This is a genomic window from Streptomyces fractus (assembly GCF_049844455.1).
Lineage (GTDB): Bacteria > Actinomycetota > Actinomycetes > Streptomycetales > Streptomycetaceae > Streptomyces > Streptomyces fractus.
The window spans coordinates 2129218-2146275 of record NZ_JBMYHI010000002.1 but is presented as its reverse complement, the minus strand read 5'-3'; the positions used below and the strand labels follow the sequence as shown (position 1 = coordinate 2146275).

Here is a 17058-nt window from a genome sequence, read left to right as displayed (position 1 = left end):
ATAACGGGCCACAACGGGTGGAGCTGGGCAGATTACTTACGCCACAGTAAGTTTCGGGAGCGTAATCTCCCGGCCCTCTTCACGGTCCTCCATGGGATCTCTGCAAAGAGGTCACCGTCGGCCGGCCTCCGAGTTTTTAGACGGAGTAGTCGGTTCCGGTGGACGGTACCACTGTGGCCGCTGTGGCTGGCGGGCGCTTCGGTGGAGGCGGTCGCCGCCCGCGAGGATCGCCTGCGCGAGGGCGCGCGCGGGCTCGCTCTCGTCTCGGGCCGCGCTGCGCACCACGAAGTCGACCTCGCCCAGCTCCGGAAGGCCCGCCCGGTCCGGCACCCGCACGAGGCCCGGCGGAATGAGGCCGCGCGAGTGGGCCATCACGCCGAGCCCGGCCCGCGCCGCCGCGACCAGACCGTTCAGCGAGCCGCTCGTGCAGGCGATCCGCCACGCCCGCCCGTGCCGCTCCAGCGCCTCAAGGGCGAGGGCGCGCGAGATCCCCGGCGGCGGGTAGACGATCAGCGGGACCGGGCGGTCCTGCTCGATGCGGAGCCGCTCGGAGCCGATCCACACCAGGCGGTCGTGCCACACCGACTCGCCGCGCGGATCCTCGGGGCGCCGCTTGGCGAGCACCAGATCCAGCTTTCCCGCGTCCAGTTGCGTGTGCAGCGTCCCCGACAGCTCGACCGTCAACTCCAGGTCCACCTCGGGGTGCTCGGCCCGGAACGACTCCAGGATCTCGGGCAGCCGGGTCACCACGAAGTCCTCCGACGCCCCGAACCTGAGCCGGCCGCGCAGCCGCGTCCCCGTGAAGAAGGACGCCGCCTGCTCGTGCACCTCCAGAATCCGCCGGGCGAATCCGAGCATCGCCTCCCCGTCCTCCGTGAGCTCCACGGAGTGCGTGTCCCGCGTGAACAGCGTGCGCCCGGTCGCGTCCTCCAGGCGCCGCACATGCTGGCTCACGGTCGATTGCCGCAGGCCGAGGCGGCGCGCGGCCTGCGTGAAGCTCAGCGTCTGCGCGACGGCGAGCAGGGTCCTGAGCTGTCCGGGGTCGTACATGCCACCGACCGTACCCCCGCTCATCACGTGACGCGATGACAGTCAGAGCGGTATGCAGGATTCCCGATCAAGGAGTCGGGGAGGACCATGGAGAGGGCACGACCTGAACCGAGAGCAAGGATCCAATGAAACGCCTGACCTGGCCGAGCTGGATGCCGATCGACCCGTACATCCTGGCGTTGATCGCGACAGTGGGCCTCGCCGCACTGCTCCCGGCCCGAGGGGCCGCCGCCGATGTCGCGTCCGGCGCCTCCACCGCCGCCGTCGCCTTCCTCTTCTTCCTCTACGGGGCGCGTCTGTCGACCCGCGAGGCGATGGACGGACTGCGTCACTGGCGGCTCCACGTCACCGTCCTCGCCTGCACGTTCCTCGTGTTCCCGCTGCTCGGCCTCGCGGCCCGCGGCCTGGTCCCCGTACTGCTGCCGCAGAACCTCTTCGAGGGCTTCCTCTTCCTCACCCTCGTCCCGTCGACCATCCAGTCGTCGATCGCGTTCACCTCGATCGCGCGCGGCAACGTCCCGGCGGCGATCTGCGCGGGCTCCTTCTCCTCGCTCGCCGGCATCGTCCTCACCCCGCTGCTCGCGGCGGCGCTGCTCGGCAACAGCGGGGGCGGCTTCTCCGCCGACTCGGTCGTCAAGATCGTGCTTCAGCTCCTGGTGCCGTTCCTCGCGGGCCAGTTGCTGCGCCGCTGGGTCGGCGGCTTCATCGCGCGCCACAAGAAGATCCTCGGCTACGTCGACCGGGGCTCGATCCTGCTCGTCGTCTACACCGCGTTCAGCGAGGGCATGGTGCAGGGCATCTGGCACCAGGTCAGCGCGGTCCGCCTCGCCGGGCTCCTCGTCGTGGAGGCGGTGCTGCTCGCGATCATGCTGGCGGTCACCTGGTACGGGGCGAAGGCCCTCGGCTTCAACCGAGGCGACCGGATCGCCATCCAGTTCGCGGGCTCGAAGAAGTCCCTCGCCTCCGGGCTCCCCATGGCGAGCGTGCTGTTCGGCGCGCACGCCTCGCTCGCCGTGCTGCCGCTGATGCTCTTCCACCAGATGCAGCTCATGGTGTGCGCGGTCATCGCCAAGCGCCGCTCGAAGGACACCGAGGAGCCGGAGTTCAGCGAGCCGCTGGAGGCCCGAGCCGAAGAGACACGAACCGCGGTCGGTACAGGGACACGTTCCGGCTGAGCTCCGCCTGTGCGGCGGCGGGCGCGGCGTCCAGCCAGTTGACGTCGTAGCTCAGGACGAGCCGGCCGCCGCCGCTCAGCGCCGGGTGCGCCTGCGGGTTGTACGCCGCCGCGCGCGAGGGCGCCGCCCCGTCGCGGGGGAGCGGCGGCGTGAAGGCCTGCGCGGGGCCGTGCCAGGGTCCGGTCGGTGAACAGGCCCAGTACGAGGTGACCTTCGTCAGCCCCTCCGCGCCCGCCGCCGTCGTGAACAGGACGTACGTCCCCGCGTCCCGCACCACCGAGAAGGCGGTGCCCACGCCGCGGCGTTCGCCGTCCCCCAGGACCGGCGCGGCGCGCGTACCCCACCGCTCGCCGTCCCAGTACCGCCAGGCCCGCGCGTCCCCGAGGCTCCCCTGCGGAACCCTCGCCACGTACGCGCGATGCACGGCCTTCTCCCCGTCGTCCGCGCCGAACACGTACGTCCAGTCGCCCTCGTCGACGGCCGTCGTCCCGTACAGCACGCGCCGCGCCGGGTCCCGCACCTGCCGCTGGTCGAGGACCTGCGTGATGCCTTCGAGGCGCAGGTCCGGCAGCGACAGGGTGGCCACCTCGGTCGCGTTCGGCACGCCGTAGACGTACGGTCCCGTGCCCTGCGCCCGCGTCCACAGCAGCACCCGTACGACCTGCTTGCCGCCGCTCTCCTCGACGCGCGCCGCGACCGGCCAGCGCCACTCGCCTGCGGCGGTGTCCGGGAACAGGGGGGCTGCGAGCGTCCGGTCCAGGTTTCCCGAACGGTCCGTCACCACGGCGGAGTTACGGACGAAGGGCGCGTCCGCGGTCCGCCAGGGGTGCGGTTGCCCGGCCGGGTTCGGGGGCCGGTTCACCGCGCCCAGATACGTGTCGGAGAACAGCCACAGCAGCCGCCCGTCCGGCAGCCGCACGGAGTGCGTTCCGTCGCCGCCGGTCCAGTCGTCGAGCCGGGAGGCGTCGTCGCCGTACGCCGCGAACGCGGTGGTGAGCCGGTTCTCGGCCGCCCACGAGGTGACGCCGCGCGGCGCGCAACGGGTGTCGCCCTCCTGGTCGGGGAGGGCGACGAACACGACGAGCACGAGGAGCAGCGCGGCGAACAACGCGAGCAACGGCACCCCCGGCCCCCGCCGCCGCGTCGCCGCCCGCTCATATCCCCGCACGCGAGGCGACGTTAATGCGCGGGGCGCGGTTGGTCCACGGGGCCGGTGGGCGATTCAGGCTCCGCTTGGCTGCGGCTCAGGGGTCGCGTGGCGGGTGGGCGATTCAGGCTCTGCCCGGCTGAGGCTCAGGGGTCCCGTGGCGGCGGGCAAAATGAGCCAGCCCCGCCTCCACGGGGCCCGTGGAGGGTGGGCAGTTCAGGGCTCCGCGCAGGGAGTGGTTCACGGGTTCAGCGGCGGGTGGGCGTTTTGAGTGCCGCCTCCATAGGGCCCGTGGCGGGTGGGCGTTTTGAGTGCCGCCTCCATAGGGCCCGTGGCGGTGGGGGATTCAGGCTCTGCCCCGGGAGTGGCCCACGGGTCCGGCGGCGGCTGGGCAATCTGAGCCCCGCTTCCACAGGGCTTGTGGCGGGTGGGCGATTCAGGCTCTGCCCCGGGACTGGTCCACGGGTCCGGCGGCGGGTGGGCCGTTTGAGCCCCGCCGGCGATTGAGGCGCGGGGGCCGGGGGCGGAGCCCCGTGGCGTCAACCACGTCGGCCGGGGCGCACGCCCGACCGCGGCAACCGCTGCCGAGGTCAGCCGCCCCTGACCCGGTCCAGCGGCAGCCACAGCACGACTTCGCCGCCCGAGATGACCCGTACGTCGTCGATGGCCCCCGTAAAGAACGCCCGGCTGTCCATCCGCTGCCCGATGTGCACGCCGAACGGCGAGTTCTGGCTCACCGATCCGGGCACGTCGTCGGCGCCGCCGACCTCCTCGCCGTCGACGGAGAGCGTCAATCGCCCATCGTCACGCCGGAGTTGGAGCCGGTGCCAGTTCCCGTCGTTGTACGCGGACGCCGACCGCACCGTCACCGTACTGGGCGGCGCGGCCCCGTCCCGCACGGTGATCAGCCCGGTGATCCGGTTCGACGCGGGCTCGGCGCGCAGCGTCACCTGGGGCTGCGAGGCGCCGGTGCCGCCGAGCGAGAGCAGCGGCTGCTCGCCACTCGTGGCGCTGTAGCGGAACCGAAGGGAGGCGCTGAACTCCCGCTCCCCGAGCCGGAGTCGGTCGCTGTAGGGCAGCCGCACCGCGTCGTCCGTCCCGTCGAACGACAGCGCCCCGCCGACCCGCCCCTCCGTCTCCCGCGCCCCGCCGAGCACGGCCGCGTCGCGAGCCCCCGGCGCCCGGTCGTCCGTCGTCGGGCCGGGGCCGCGCCGGTCCTTCAACCAGTCGAGCGTGAACCGGGCGAAGCGGATCTCGTCCCGGGCGTCGACGGCCCCGCCCTCGTACACAAGTCCCACGTGCTCCCGGTCGGCCTGCACCATGTCCGAGTAGCCCGACCAGTCCGTGCTCACGATGGTGCCCCGGTCGAAGCTCTCCCACGTGCGCCCGCCGTCGTACGAGGAACGGATCATCATGGTGCGCCGCCGGTCGGGGTCGCCGGGGCAGGCGAGCAGCAGCCGTTCGCCGTCCTCGCCCACGGGCAGGAGCGACCCCTGGACCTGTGGTGCGTAGAGGTCCGGGAGCGCGGTGAAGGGGTGGGCGAAGGAGTCGCCGCCGTCGCGGCTGACCGCGTGGGTGCGGTGCCCGAGGTCGGTGCCGTCCTGTTCGCGCGCGCTGACGTAGACGGTGCCGTCGGGCCGCTCGGCGATCGCCAGCTCGGAGGGCTTCTGCCGGAAGGTGCCGTCGTCGGCGATCGGCCAGGAGTCCTTCGCGCCGACCCGCCAGTGCTCGCCGCCGTCGTCGCTGACCATGAGGGCGGCGTGGTTCGCGGTGAGCCGACTGCCGTTCCACGTCTCGGCGTTGACCGCGAACACCAGGCGGCCGCGGTGCCGCCCGTGGGTCAGCTGGAGGCCGTGCGAGGGCCCGGTCGCGTACCAGGAGTTGAAGTCGGCGGGCAGCAGCTCGTCGCTCAGGTCGCGCGGCGGCGACCACGTGCGGCCGTCGTCATCACTGTGCTGCATGTGCGGGGTGCGGTCGCACGGCACGTCGCAGTTCTGGCCGTCCGTGCGCCCCGTGTTGTACGTCTCCGCGAGGAGGATGCGGCCCGTCCTGCGGTCCACGACCGGCGAGGGATTCCCGTGGGTGTCGCCCCCGCCCTCGTTGACGACCCGCAACGGCGACCACGTGCGGCCGCCGTCCTCGGACCGCTTGACGACGATGTCTATGTCCCCCGCGTCGGAGCAGTCGTTCTTGCGCCCTTCGGCGAAGGCGAGGAGGGTGCCGCGCACCGTCCGCACGACGGAAGGGATTCGGAAGCAGGCGTATCCGGGATCCTGCGAGGCTTTGAACAACACCTGTTGTTCAAAGGGGGTTTGGGGCGCGGTTCCCGCTCTCGCGGAGGCCGGGTGGGGGAGCGCGGCGGCGGCCAGCGCCGCCACGGCGAGCGATCTCAGGCAGACACGGACGGATCTTCCCTGCATGGCGCGGCCCACCCTTCAGATCAAGCGGACAACCGGACATCCCACGTCCTACGTGTGCGCCGCAGACGCTACTTGTGTCACTCGATGCCCCACAAGAACCGCGGCGAGGACCGCGCGTCGGGTGGCCGGACTCCGCCGGATGTGGAAGCGCTGTGTGTCGGATGTGCCGTGTTCCCGTTCCCCTTACGCCACATGGAATTCGTCTCGCCCCACTGGGCTGGGCCGGGAAACCGGAACGGTCGGATCGGAGAGGGGTGACGCGACGTGCGGGACGACCGCTGGGGCGCGGTACGCAAGGGGCTGCGACGCAGACGGAGGCTGCTGGGGGAGGCGATCAGGCCGCCGGCGCCGCGGGCGCGGGCGCTGGACGCGGTTCCGGCCCAGCCGGGGCCCGCCGATGACGGGCACGCGGATGACGGGCCCGACGGTGGGCCGGTCGTCGAGGCGGCCCCGCGGCTCGTGCCCGACCCGGTTTTCCTGCTTTCCTCGGTCCGCTCCGGCTCCACGCTGCTGCGCGTCCTGCTGAACAGTCATCCGCGGATCCGCGCCCCGCACGAGATGCACCTGCGCACCCTGCACGTCCGGCTCGATCGTGACTTCACGTACGACGCGATGGGTGAACTCGGCCTGGATCGGCGCGAGTTGGAGCACATGCTGTGGGACCGGGTGCTGCACCACGCGCGATGTCGGGGCGGCGTCGAAGAGACCGAGCTGCCCGTCGTGGTCGACAAGACCCCGGCCAACACCCTGCTCTGGCGCCGCCTGCACCGCGCCTGGCCGCAGGCCCGCTACGTCTTCCTGCTGCGCCACCCGGCGGCCGTCGTCGAGTCGCTCACGGCGCGCCGCACGGAGCCGGACATCGACGCCATCCACCAGGAAGTCCTCGGCTACGCCGAGGAGTTGGAGCATGCGCGGCACACCCTGGACGGTGTCACCCTGACGTACGAGGACCTGACCGCCGAGCCCGAGCGCGAGACCCGGCGGATCTGCGCGCACCTGGGCGTGGACTGGGACCCGGCGATGCTCGACTACGGCGCCCGCGACCACGGCACCTTCCGCCCCCACATCGGCGACTGGAGCGAGACCATCCGCTCGGGCCGCATCCAGCCGGCCCGGATGCCGGCCACCTGCGACGGTCTGCCGCCACGCCTGCGGGAACTCGCGCGGGCCTGGGGGTACGAGGTCTGGCCGGCGGGTCCTGGGTAAGGCCACCAGCGGGTCCTGGGTAAGGCCAGGGGGCCCGGGTCAGCCCTGTGCGACCGCGGTCCGCAGGGCGATCCGGTCCTCACCCGCGTACACGTTCATGGAGCTGCCCCGCAGGAAGCCGACCAGGGTCAGGCCCGTCTCGGCCGCGAGGTCCACCGCCAGCGACGAGGGCGCCGACACCGCCGCGAGCATCGGGATGCCCGCCATCACGGCCTTCTGCGCCAGCTCGAACGAGGCGCGGCCGGAGACCATCAGGATCGAGCGGGACAGCGGCAGCTGACCGTTCTGCAACGCCCGGCCGACGAGCTTGTCGACCGCGTTGTGCCGCCCCACGTCCTCCCGGATGTCGACGAGCCGCCCCTCCTCGTCGAAGAGCGCCGCCGCGTGCAGCCCCCCGGTCCGGTCGAAGACGCGCTGGGCCTCACGCAGCCGGTCGGGGAGCGAGGCGAGCAGCTCGGGTGTGATCCGGACCGGGGGAGTGTCGGCGATCGGGAACCGGGCCGTGGTGCGCACCGCGTCGAGGCTCGCCTTGCCGCACAGGCCGCACGACGAGGTCGTGTAGACGTTGCGCTCCAGGGTGATGTCGGGCAGCTCGACGCCCGGCGTCGTCCGCACGTCGACCACGTTGTACGTATTGCTGCCGTCCTCCGTGGCGCCCGCGCAGTACACGATGTTCTGCAGGTCGTCGGCGGTGGCCAGGACGCCCTCGCTGACCAGGAAGCCTGCCGCGAGCGGGAAGTCGTCGCCCGGGGTGCGCATGGTGATGGCGAGCGGCTTGCCGTTCAGCCGGATCTCCAGGGGTTCCTCGGCGACAAGGGTGTCGGGCCGCGTGGAGACCTGTCCGTCCCGTATCCGGATCACCTTGCGTCGTTCCGTGACTCGTCCCATGTCCCGATACGTCCTCATCGCTGCTGGTGGTGGTGATGGCCGGGGTGCGCGACTCCCATTGTCCTGCACCGCGCCCGGCCCGTCGGCTCCGGCCCCGGCCTCGTGCCACCACCATTGGGTGGGATATTGCCTACAGTATGGAAGCCGCCACCCGCATCGACAAGGGGGCGGACGGCAGAGGTCGGAGGCGGAGGGGGCTTCCCAACAGCCCCTCGACTGCCTACCGTTCGGGATCATGAGGCCCCCCGTCGCGCCGGCCGGCTGGAGCCGCTGGCTCGTTCCCCCCGCCGCGCTCTCCGTCCATCTCTCCATCGGTCAGGCCTACGCCTGGAGCGTCTTCAAGCCGCCCCTGGAGTCGGCACTCGGGCTGAGCGGCACGCAGAGCGCGCTGCCGTTCCAGCTCGGCATCGTGATGCTCGGCCTGTCGGCCGCCTTCGGCGGCACGCTCGTCGAGCGCAACGGGCCGCGCTGGGCGATGACCGTCGCGCTCGTCTGCTTCTCCTCCGGCTTCCTGCTCTCCTCGCTGGGCGCCGCCACCGAGCAGTACTGGCTGATCGTCTTCGGCTACGGCTTCGTCGGCGGTATCGGCCTCGGCATCGGCTACATCTCGCCCGTCTCCACGCTGATCAAGTGGTTCCCCGACCGGCCCGGCATGGCCACCGGCATCGCGATCATGGGCTTCGGCGGCGGCGCGCTCATCGCGTCGCCGTGGAGCGCCCAGATGCTGGAGTCCTTCGGCGCGGACAGCGGCGGCATCGCGCTCGCGTTCCTGGTGCACGGGCTCGCGTACGCGGTGTTCATGACGCTCGGCGTGCTGCTGATCCGGGTGCCGCGGCCCCGTACGCAACAGACGCAGCAGGGGGAACAGGTCGAGGCGGCGGTCGCGGTCGTCACGGGCCCGCAGGTCTCCGCGAAGCAGGCGATCCGCACGCCCCAGTTCTGGTGCCTGTGGGTCGTCCTGACCATGAACGTGACCGCGGGCATCGGCATTCTGGAGAAGGCCGCCCCGATGATCACGGACTTCTTCGCCGACACCAGCACCCCGGTGTCGGTGTCCGCTGCCGCCGGCTTCGTCGCGTTGCTGTCCGCGGCGAACATGGCGGGCCGCATCGGCTGGTCCTCCACCTCCGACCTCATCGGCCGCAAGAACATCTACCGCGTCTACCTCGGCGTGGGCGCCCTGATGTACCTGTTCATCGTGCTGTGGGGCGACTCGTCGAAGCCCCTCTTCGTGCTGTGCGCCCTCGTGATCCTCTCCTTCTACGGCGGCGGCTTCGCGACGATCCCGGCGTATCTGAAGGACCTCTTCGGCACGTACCAGGTCGGCGCCATCCACGGTCGGCTGCTCACCGCCTGGTCCACGGCGGGCGTCCTCGGCCCGCTCATCGTCAACTGGGTCGCCGACAGCCAGGAGAGCGCCGGCAAGCACGGCGCCAACCTGTACGGCCTCTCGCTCATGATCATGATCGGCCTGCTGGTCATCGGCTTCGTCGCCAATGAACTGGTACGTCCCGTGCACGCCCGCCACCACGTAGTCCCCGCCCCCAGGGAGCCCGCAGATGACATCGACACCGCCGCCGGAGACCGCAAGGAGCGCGCCTGAGCGGCGCGGCCTGATCGCCCTCGCCTGGCTGTGGGTCGGGCTGCCGCTCGCGTACGGGGTCTACGAACTGGTGCAAAAGGCCACACAGCTGTTCACCGGGTGAATGTCCGTGACCGGCCCTGCGGCTCCAGCGGAACTCTCCAAGCGAAACGGCACTTTCCTGTCACTGACCGGCACCCGTTACTCGTGAGTCGCTGACCAGACTGGAGGATCCGCAGCTCACGAGGGGGCCTCCATGGTCGGTTCGCGCATTGTCGGCATCGGGCACCACCAGCCCGCCAGGATCCTCACCAACGAGGAGCTGGCGGGCATGGTCGACACCAACGACGAGTGGATCCGCAGCCGCGTCGGCATCCGCACCCGCCACATCGCGGGCCCCGACGAGCCGGTCGACGAGCTCGCCGCGCACGCCGCCGCCAAGGCGCTGGCCGCGGCGGGCCTGGGCGCGGACGAGATCGACCTGGTCGTCGTCGCGACCTCCACGGCCGTGGACCGCTCCCCGAACATGGCGGCCCGCGTCGCCCACCGCCTCGGCATCCCGTCCCCGGCAGCGCTCGACCTGAACGTCGTGTGCGCGGGCTTCACGCACGCCCTCGCCACCGCCGACCACACGCTGCGCGCCGGGGCCGCGACGCGCGCCCTGGTCATCGGCGCCGACAAGATGTCCGCCGTCACCGACTGGACCGACCGCTCGACGTGCGTGCTGGTCGGGGACGGGGCGGGCGCCGTGGTCGTCGAGCCGTGCGCCGAGGGCGAGGAGCCGGGGATCGGCCCCGTCCTTTGGGGCTCGGTCCCCGAGATGGGTGACGCCGTACGCATCGAGGGCGAGCCCGCCCGCTTCGCCCAGGAGGGCCAGTCCGTCTACCGCTGGGCCACGCGCTCGCTGCCGCCGCTGGCCCGCGAGGCCTGCGCGAAGGCGGGACTCGACCCGGCGGACCTCGCCGCGGTCGTCCTCCACCAGGCCAACCTGCGCATCATCGAGCCCCTCGCGGAGAAGATCGGCGCGGTGAATGCCGTGATCGCCCGGGACGTCGTCGACTCGGGCAACACCTCGGCCGCGAGCGTGCCGATCGCCCTGTCGAAGCTGGTCGAGCGCGGCGAACTGGTCAGCGGGGCACCCGCGTTGCTCTTCGGCTTCGGCGGCAACCTCTCGTACGCGGGCCAGGTCGTGCGCTGCCCGTGACCTGACATCGGCACCGGCGCCCGGGAATCAGAATGTGACGAGGTCAACTCGCCCTAGCCGTGGCGATTGCGCTCGGTAAACTGTATTCCAAAGCCAATCCGGCATTCGTCGGAGCCGGCCTGCCGGATGTTCGAAGCCCAGGAGGGGGACCGCGATGTTGTCCACAGGACTGCCGCAGGGGGCGGTGCCCAAGCTGGAGCGCCCCGGACCGCTGCGCGAGCGGGTCTACGAGGCGCTGCTCGAACTGATCACGACGCGGGCCCTGCAGCCCGGCCAGCACCTGGTCGAGAGCGAACTCGCCGGCCATCTCGGGGTCTCCCGCCAGCCGGTGCGCGAGGCGTTGCAGCGGCTGAACACCGAGGGCTGGGTGGACCTGCGGCCCGCGCAGGGCGCGTTCGTGCACGAGCCGACCGAGGAGGAGGCCGACCAACTCCTCAGCGTCCGGACGCTGTTGGAGGCCGAGGCCGCCCGGCTCGCGGCCGCCAACGCGGGCAAGACCGGCATCGGCGAGCTCGAGGCGCTCTGCGCCAAGGGCGAGCAGGCCGTCGCCGACGGGGACGTCGACCTGGTCGTCGCCACCAATGCCGAGTTCCACGCCAAGGTCATGGAACTCGCGGGCAATGTGGTCCTCGGCGAACTCGCGGGCCAGGTCGACCGGCGCGTGCGCTGGTACTACCAGCCCGTCGCCCGGCAGCGCGGCGAGCAGTCCTGGATCGAGCACCGCCAGCTGATCGCGGCCATCTCGGCGCGCGACGAGGCCAAGGCCACGGCCGTGATGCGCGCGCACACCGAGCACACCCGCGAGACGTATCACCACCGCGACGAGGCGTGACGAGGTGTGAGGGGGCCTGACAGGCCCTGACGAGAGGCCTGCGGGGACCGTTCCCCGCCTCCGGCGACAGGCTTTGTCCTGTGGCCGGAGAAAGTCGCGGGCAATTCCTGCGCAACTTCTTCCCGCGCCGGGTGGGCGCTGCTACGTTCCCCATCGAAAGACGAACGCGAGCACACGGCACCACCACCCATGAGGCCCGAAGCGGCGGGGAGGGGCACGTGAGACGCATGACGGCTCGACCCGCCAACGCGCACCAGGCGCGACTGCTGCGGCTGCTGCGCGACGCAGGTCCCAACTCCCGCGCCCAGCTGGGCGATCAGGTGGAACTGTCCAGGTCGCGGCTCGCCGTCGAGGTGGACCGGCTCCTGGACACCGGACTCGTGGTCGCCGACGGGCTCGCCGCCTCGCGCGGCGGCCGCCGCTCCCACAACGTCCGGCTCGCCCCCTCGCTCCGCTTCCTCGGCGTGGACATCGGCGCGACCTCGGTCGACGTCGCCGTCACCAACGCCGAGCTGGAGATCCTCGGCCACATCGCCCAGCCCATGGACGTACGCGAGGGCCCCGTCGCCGTGTTCGAGCAAGTCCTCGCCATGGCGGCCAAGTTGAGGGCCTCCGGCCTCGCCGAGGGGTTCGACGGCGCGGGCATCGGAGTGCCGGGGCCCGTGCGGTTCCCCGAGGGCGTCCCCGTCGCGCCGCCGATCATGCCCGGCTGGGACGGCTTCCCGGTCCGCGAGGCGCTCAGCCAGGAACTGGGCTGCCCCGTCATGGTCGACAACGACGTGAACCTGATGGCGATGGGGGAGCAGCACGCGGGCGTCGCCCGGCAGGCGCGCGACTTCCTCTGCGTCAAGATCGGCACCGGCATCGGTTGCGGCATCGTCGTCGGCGGCGAGGTCCACCGCGGCACCACCGGGTCGGCCGGCGACATCGGGCACATCCGCGTCGAGCAGGACGGCCGGCAGTGCGCCTGCGGCAACAAAGGCTGCCTGGAAGCGCACTTCAGTGGCGCCGCGCTCGCGCGGGACGCGGAGTCCGCCGCCCGCGAAGGGCGCTCCGCGGAACTCGCCGCACGCCTGGAGAGCGCGGGCCGGCTCACCGCCGCCGACGTCGCGGCGGCCGCCGCGGCCGGCGACGCCACGTGCCTCGACCTGATCCGGGAGGGCGGCAACCGCACCGGACAGGTCATCGCGTCCCTCGTCAGCTTCTTCAACCCGGGGCTCGTCGTCATCGGCGGCGGTGTCACCGGCCTCGGCCACACCCTTCTCGCCGCACTGCGCACCCAGGTCTACCGTCAGTCGCTCCCCCTGGCGACCGGCAATCTCCCCATCGTGCTCGGGGAGTTGGGGCCCACCGCCGGAGTCACCGGCGGCGCCCGACTGATCAGCGATCACCTGTTCTCACCCGCGTAAGCCCAGCCGCTCCACGCCGCTCCACGCACACCTTGTACGGCTTGTACGGCGCTCAGCCCCGCCCTGCCTGTTTTGCCCTGAAACCGGCCCGCACCCGCCCCGAGGGGAACCGTCATGGGACCCGATACGGCCTCCGCACCACCACCGCTGCTCACCATGTCAGGCATCACCAAGTCGTTCCCCGGCGTGCGCGCCCTGGACGGCGTCGACCTGGAGGTCCAGGCCGGGGAGGTGCACTGCCTGCTCGGCCAGAACGGCGCCGGGAAGTCGACCCTGATCAAGGTCCTCGCCGGGGCGCACCAGCCCGACGACGGCGTCATCACCTGGCACGGCGCCGACGTCGCGCTGCGCTCGCCGATCGCCGCGATGCGCCTCGGCATCGCCACCATCTACCAGGAACTCGACCTGGTGGAGGCCCTGTCCGTGGCCGAGAACGTGTTCCTCGGGCACGAGCCGACCTCCGCCGGATTCGTCGTGCGCGGGCGCGCCGCCCGGACCGAGACGGCCGCGCTGCTCCGGCGGCTCGGCCACCCGGAGATCGATCCCGAGCGCCTCGTCGGCGACCTGTCCGCCGCCCACCAGCAGATCGTCTCCATGGCCCGCGCGCTCTCCCACGACGTACGGCTCATGGTCATGGACGAGCCGTCCGCCGCGCTCGACCCCGACGAGGTCGAGAACCTCTTCCGGATCGTCGGCGACCTCACCGCCGAGGGTGTCGCCGTCGTCTACATCTCGCACCGCCTGGAGGAGATCCGCCGCATCGGCGACCGCGTCACCGTCCTCAAGGACGGCCGCGCGGTGGCCGTCGGCCTGCCCGCCGAAAGCACACCCACCCGCGACATCATCTCCCTGATGACGGGCCGCAACGTCGAGTACGTCTTCCCGGACCGGCCCAACACGGGGCCGCACACGGATCCCGTCCTGAAGGTCCAAGGCCTCACCCGCACAGGGGAGTTCGCGCCCTTCGACCTCGACCTCCGCCCGGGCGAGATCGTCGGCCTGGCCGGGCTGGTGGGCTCGGGGCGCTCCGAGATCCTGGAGACGATCTACGGGGCCCGCAAACCGACGGCCGGTCAGATCAGCGTAGGCGGACGGCAGTTGCGCTCGGGAAGTGTCCGAGCCGCCGTCCGGGCGGGGCTCGGGCTCGCCCCCGAGGAGCGCAAGGCGCAGGCCCTGATGATGCTCGAATCGGTCACCCGCAACGTCTCGGTCTCGTCCATGTCCCGCTTCTCCTACGGGGGTTGGCTGGATCGCGGCCGAGAGCGCGAGGCGGCGCGCGGCGCCACCCGTGAACTGTCCCTGAGCCCCGACGACCCCACCGTGCCGGTGCGCACGCTCTCCGGCGGCAACCAGCAGAAGGCCGTGCTCGCCCGCTGGCTGCTGCGCGGCTGCCGGGTGCTGCTGCTCGACGAGCCGACCCGCGGCGTCGACGTCGGCTCCCGCGCCGAGCTGTACGCGGTCATCCGCCGCCTCGCCGACGAGGGCCTCGCCGTCCTCCTCGTCTCCAGCGAGGTCCCCGAGGTACTCGGCCTCGCCGACCGGGTCCTGGTCCTCAGGGAGGGCCGCGTCATCCACGAGTCACCGGCGACCGACCTGGACGAACACGCAGTGCTGGACCTGGTGCTGGAGGGGGCACGATGACGGGGACACCGGAGGGGACGCCGCGCGAGGAAACCGGGCCCGAGCCGCCCGCCGACTCCTCCACGGAGACCCACCACCCCACGAACACACCACCCCCTGCCGGGGCAGGCGGACGCCCTGCCGGGGAGGGCTCCGCCGCGGGGGCGGGAGTGCCTGGTGGGGCTGGTTCTGCCGCAGGGGCGGAGCCGTCCGGCGCGGAGGTCCCTGGCGTGCGGCGGGCGCCGACGGATGGCGAGGGCGCCGTCGAGGGGACTGCCACGGCGGCCGGCGCGGGGCCGGAGCCGCCGCATGGCGTCGGTGGCCGGCGGGCCGAACCGCCGCAGGTCGCCCGGGGCCGGCGGGCCGAACCGCCCCCGGTGGCAACGCCCGACCCGGCCGACCCCACCCGCCCCCCGAAGGGACCTGGCGTCATGACGCACACCGCATCCGCCACCAAGCCGGCGGCCCCCGAGGACGCCCCGGTCAGGCATCGACCCCGCGTCGCCCGGATGGACGTCCGCACCCTGTCACTGCTCGGCGTGCTCGCCGCGCTCCTCGTGATCGGCGGCATCACCCAGCCCGACTCCTTCCTGGACACGGACAACCTCCAGCTCGTCCTCACCCAGGCGTCCGTCATCGGCGTCGTCACCGTCGGCATGACCTTCGTGATCATTTCCGGCGGGATCGACCTCTCCGTCGGCGCGATCGTCGCCCTCGCCGGTGTCTGGGCCACCACCGTCGCCACCCAGGAGTACGGATTCGTCGGCATCCTGTTCACGGCGATCCTCGTCGGCGTCGGCTGCGGCCTCGTCAACGGGGTGCTGATCGCATACGGCGGCATGGTCCCGTTCATCGCCACGCTCGCGATGCTCGCCTCGGGCCGCGGACTCGCCCTCCAGATCACCGACGGCAAGACCCAAATGGTCACCGTGCCAGGGGTGTTGAAGCTCGGCGAGCGCGACTCGTACGTCCTCGGGATCCCGCCCCTGGTGCTCGTGTTCGTCGCGGTCACCGTGATCGGCTGGCTGGTCCTCAACCGCACCACCTTCGGCCGCCGCACCGTCGCCGTCGGCGGCAACGCGGAGGCGGCCCGCCTCGCCGGCATCGACGTACGCCGCCAGCGCCTCTATCTGTATCTGCTCTCCGGCCTGTGCTGCGGCATCGCGGCCTTCCTGCTGATCGTGCTCTCCGGCTCGGGACAGAACACCAACGGCAACCTCTACGAACTCGACGCCATCGCCGCCGCCATCATCGGCGGCACCCTGCTCACCGGCGGGCGAGGCACCATCGTCGGCTCCGTCCTCGGCGTCCTGATCTTCACCACGATCCAGAACATCTTCGCGCTGAACAACCTGCAGAGCGACGTCCAGCAGATCGCCAAGGGCGCCATCATCGTCGTGGCGGTCCTGGTGCAGCGGCGCACGGCCAGCACTTCCCATTGAAACGCGGAAAGGGACACGCCATGCCAGAGACAACGAGCCGCCGGGGACTGATCTTCGGCGCGGCCGCGGCCGTCACCGCGGGCGGACTGCTCACCGCCTGCACCAGCAACGAGCCCAGTGACAAGGGCGACGACAAGAAGACCGCCGACCAGCCCGTCGCCGACGACAAGAAGGGCAAGCAGGTCACCATCGGCTTCGCGGGGCCGCAGGCCGACCACGGCTGGCTCAACGCCATCAACGACAACGCCAAGGAGCGCGCCAAGAAGTACGCGGACGTCACCCTGGAGACCACCGAGGGCTCCAACGACACCGCCGCGCAGATCGGCCAGGTCGAGACCCTCATCAACAAGAAGGTCGACGTCCTCGTCGTGCTGCCCGCCGACGGCAAGGCGCTGACCCAGGTGGGCCTGAAGGCGATGCGTGCCGGGATCCCCGTCGTGAACCTCGACCGCATCTTCAACACCCCTCAGGCGTACCGCTGTTGGATCGGCGGCGACAACTACGGCATGGGCCTGAGTGCCGGTCAGTACATCGGCGAACAGCTCAAGGACAAGAAGAACGCGAAGGTCGTCGAGCTCGCCGGGCTCGACAACCTCGAACTCACCAAACAGCGCACCGAGGGCTTCGACGCCGCCCTGAAGAACTACCCCAACATCAAGAAGGTGGCCCGGCAGGCCGCCGAGTTCACCGTCGAGTCGGGGCAGGCCAAGATGGCCCAACTCCTCCAGGCGCAGAAGAACTTCGACGCCCTGTGGAACCACGACGACGACCAGGGCGTCGGCGCCCTGCGCGCCATCAAGCAGGCAGGACGCGACGACTTCCTGATGGTCGGCGGCGCGGGCGCGCTCTCCGCGATGCAGGCCATCGAGGCCGACAACAGCGTCCTGAAGGCCACCGTGCTCTACCCGCCGACCATGGCCGCCTCCGCGATCGACCTGGCCCGCGCGCTCGGCCAGGGCAAGGGCATCAGCGGCATGGCCGAGTTCGAGATCCCCGCCCACGTGACCCTGTACTCGGCCGTCGTCGACAAGAAGAACGTCGACCAGTACATGCCCACTGGCTTCAAGTGAGCCCCGCCCGTAG

General features: G+C 71.7%; 14 protein-coding genes. 10 read left to right on the top strand and 4 right to left on the bottom strand.

Annotated features, from left to right (window positions below; all coding sequences use genetic code 11):
- Positions 1–111 precede the first annotated feature (111 nt).
- On the bottom strand, positions 112–1050 hold the full coding sequence (locus ACP4E5_RS11590) for a LysR substrate-binding domain-containing protein (RefSeq protein WP_425827654.1): 939 nt from the start codon (positions 1048–1050) through the stop codon (positions 112–114).
- A gap of 125 nt (positions 1051–1175) precedes the next feature.
- Between ACP4E5_RS11590 and ACP4E5_RS11585 the strand changes: the two genes are divergently transcribed.
- On the top strand, positions 1176–2225 hold the full coding sequence (locus tag ACP4E5_RS11585) for a bile acid:sodium symporter family protein (protein WP_425827652.1): 1050 nt from the start codon (positions 1176–1178) through the stop codon (positions 2223–2225).
- Here ACP4E5_RS11585 and ACP4E5_RS11580 read toward each other — a convergent pair.
- Together ACP4E5_RS11580 and ACP4E5_RS11575 are read right to left on the bottom strand one after the other, a co-directional pair.
- Positions 2155–3393, bottom strand: a complete 1239-nt coding sequence (locus tag ACP4E5_RS11580; RefSeq protein WP_425827650.1) for a DUF4185 domain-containing protein — start codon at positions 3391–3393, stop codon at positions 2155–2157. The two genes, ACP4E5_RS11585 and ACP4E5_RS11580, sit on opposite strands and share 71 nt — an antisense overlap.
- Positions 3394–3962: 569 nt before the next feature.
- The gene (locus ACP4E5_RS11575; RefSeq protein WP_425827648.1) at positions 3963–5792 is read right to left on the bottom strand and encodes an exo-alpha-sialidase; all 1830 of its coding nucleotides are present in this window, start codon (positions 5790–5792) and stop codon (positions 3963–3965) included.
- Between the two features lie 264 nt (positions 5793–6056).
- Here ACP4E5_RS11575 and ACP4E5_RS11570 point away from each other — a divergent pair, with 264 nt between their 5' ends.
- Positions 6057–6998: a sulfotransferase family protein gene (locus ACP4E5_RS11570; RefSeq protein WP_425827646.1), complete on the top strand. Its 942-nt coding sequence runs from the start codon at positions 6057–6059 to the stop codon at positions 6996–6998.
- A 39-nt stretch (positions 6999–7037) separates the two neighbouring features.
- Here ACP4E5_RS11570 and fdhD read toward each other — a convergent pair whose 3' ends face one another.
- Positions 7038–7886 (bottom strand): formate dehydrogenase accessory sulfurtransferase FdhD, encoded by an 849-nt coding sequence (gene fdhD / locus ACP4E5_RS11565; protein WP_425827644.1) that lies wholly within the window; start codon positions 7884–7886, stop codon positions 7038–7040.
- A gap of 235 nt (positions 7887–8121) precedes the next feature.
- Between fdhD and ACP4E5_RS11560 the strand changes: the two genes are divergently transcribed.
- The 8 genes from ACP4E5_RS11560 (at position 8122) to ACP4E5_RS11525 (ending at position 17045) form a co-directional block, all read left to right on the top strand.
- Positions 8122–9489, top strand: coding sequence for an OFA family MFS transporter (locus tag ACP4E5_RS11560; RefSeq protein WP_425827642.1), 1368 nt, complete (start codon positions 8122–8124; stop codon positions 9487–9489).
- Complete coding sequence (locus ACP4E5_RS11555) at positions 9446–9592, top strand: MFS transporter small subunit (protein ID WP_425827640.1); 147 nt, start codon at positions 9446–9448, stop codon at positions 9590–9592. Before ACP4E5_RS11560 ends, ACP4E5_RS11555 begins: the two co-directional genes overlap by 44 nt.
- A 132-nt stretch (positions 9593–9724) precedes the next feature.
- Positions 9725–10672, top strand: coding sequence for a beta-ketoacyl-ACP synthase III (locus tag ACP4E5_RS11550; RefSeq protein ID WP_425827638.1), 948 nt, complete (start codon positions 9725–9727; stop codon positions 10670–10672).
- A gap of 154 nt (positions 10673–10826) precedes the next feature.
- Positions 10827–11504 (top strand): GntR family transcriptional regulator, encoded by a 678-nt coding sequence (locus tag ACP4E5_RS11545; RefSeq protein WP_425827636.1) that lies wholly within the window; start codon positions 10827–10829, stop codon positions 11502–11504.
- Between the two features lie 227 nt (positions 11505–11731).
- Entirely contained in the window at positions 11732–12913 is a 1182-nt protein-coding gene (locus ACP4E5_RS11540; protein WP_425827634.1) for an ROK family transcriptional regulator, read from the top strand.
- Between the two features lie 156 nt (positions 12914–13069).
- Complete coding sequence (locus tag ACP4E5_RS11535; RefSeq protein WP_425841217.1) at positions 13070–14554, top strand: sugar ABC transporter ATP-binding protein; 1485 nt, start codon at positions 13070–13072, stop codon at positions 14552–14554.
- Between the two features lie 410 nt (positions 14555–14964).
- Positions 14965–15975 carry an ABC transporter permease gene (locus ACP4E5_RS11530; protein WP_425827632.1) on the top strand — a complete coding sequence of 337 codons (1011 nt, stop codon included), beginning with the start codon at positions 14965–14967 and terminating at the stop codon, positions 15973–15975.
- A gap of 20 nt (positions 15976–15995) precedes the next feature.
- Positions 15996–17045, top strand: coding sequence for a substrate-binding domain-containing protein (locus tag ACP4E5_RS11525; protein ID WP_425827630.1), 1050 nt, complete (start codon positions 15996–15998; stop codon positions 17043–17045).
- The last annotated feature ends 13 nt before the right edge of the window (positions 17046–17058 follow it).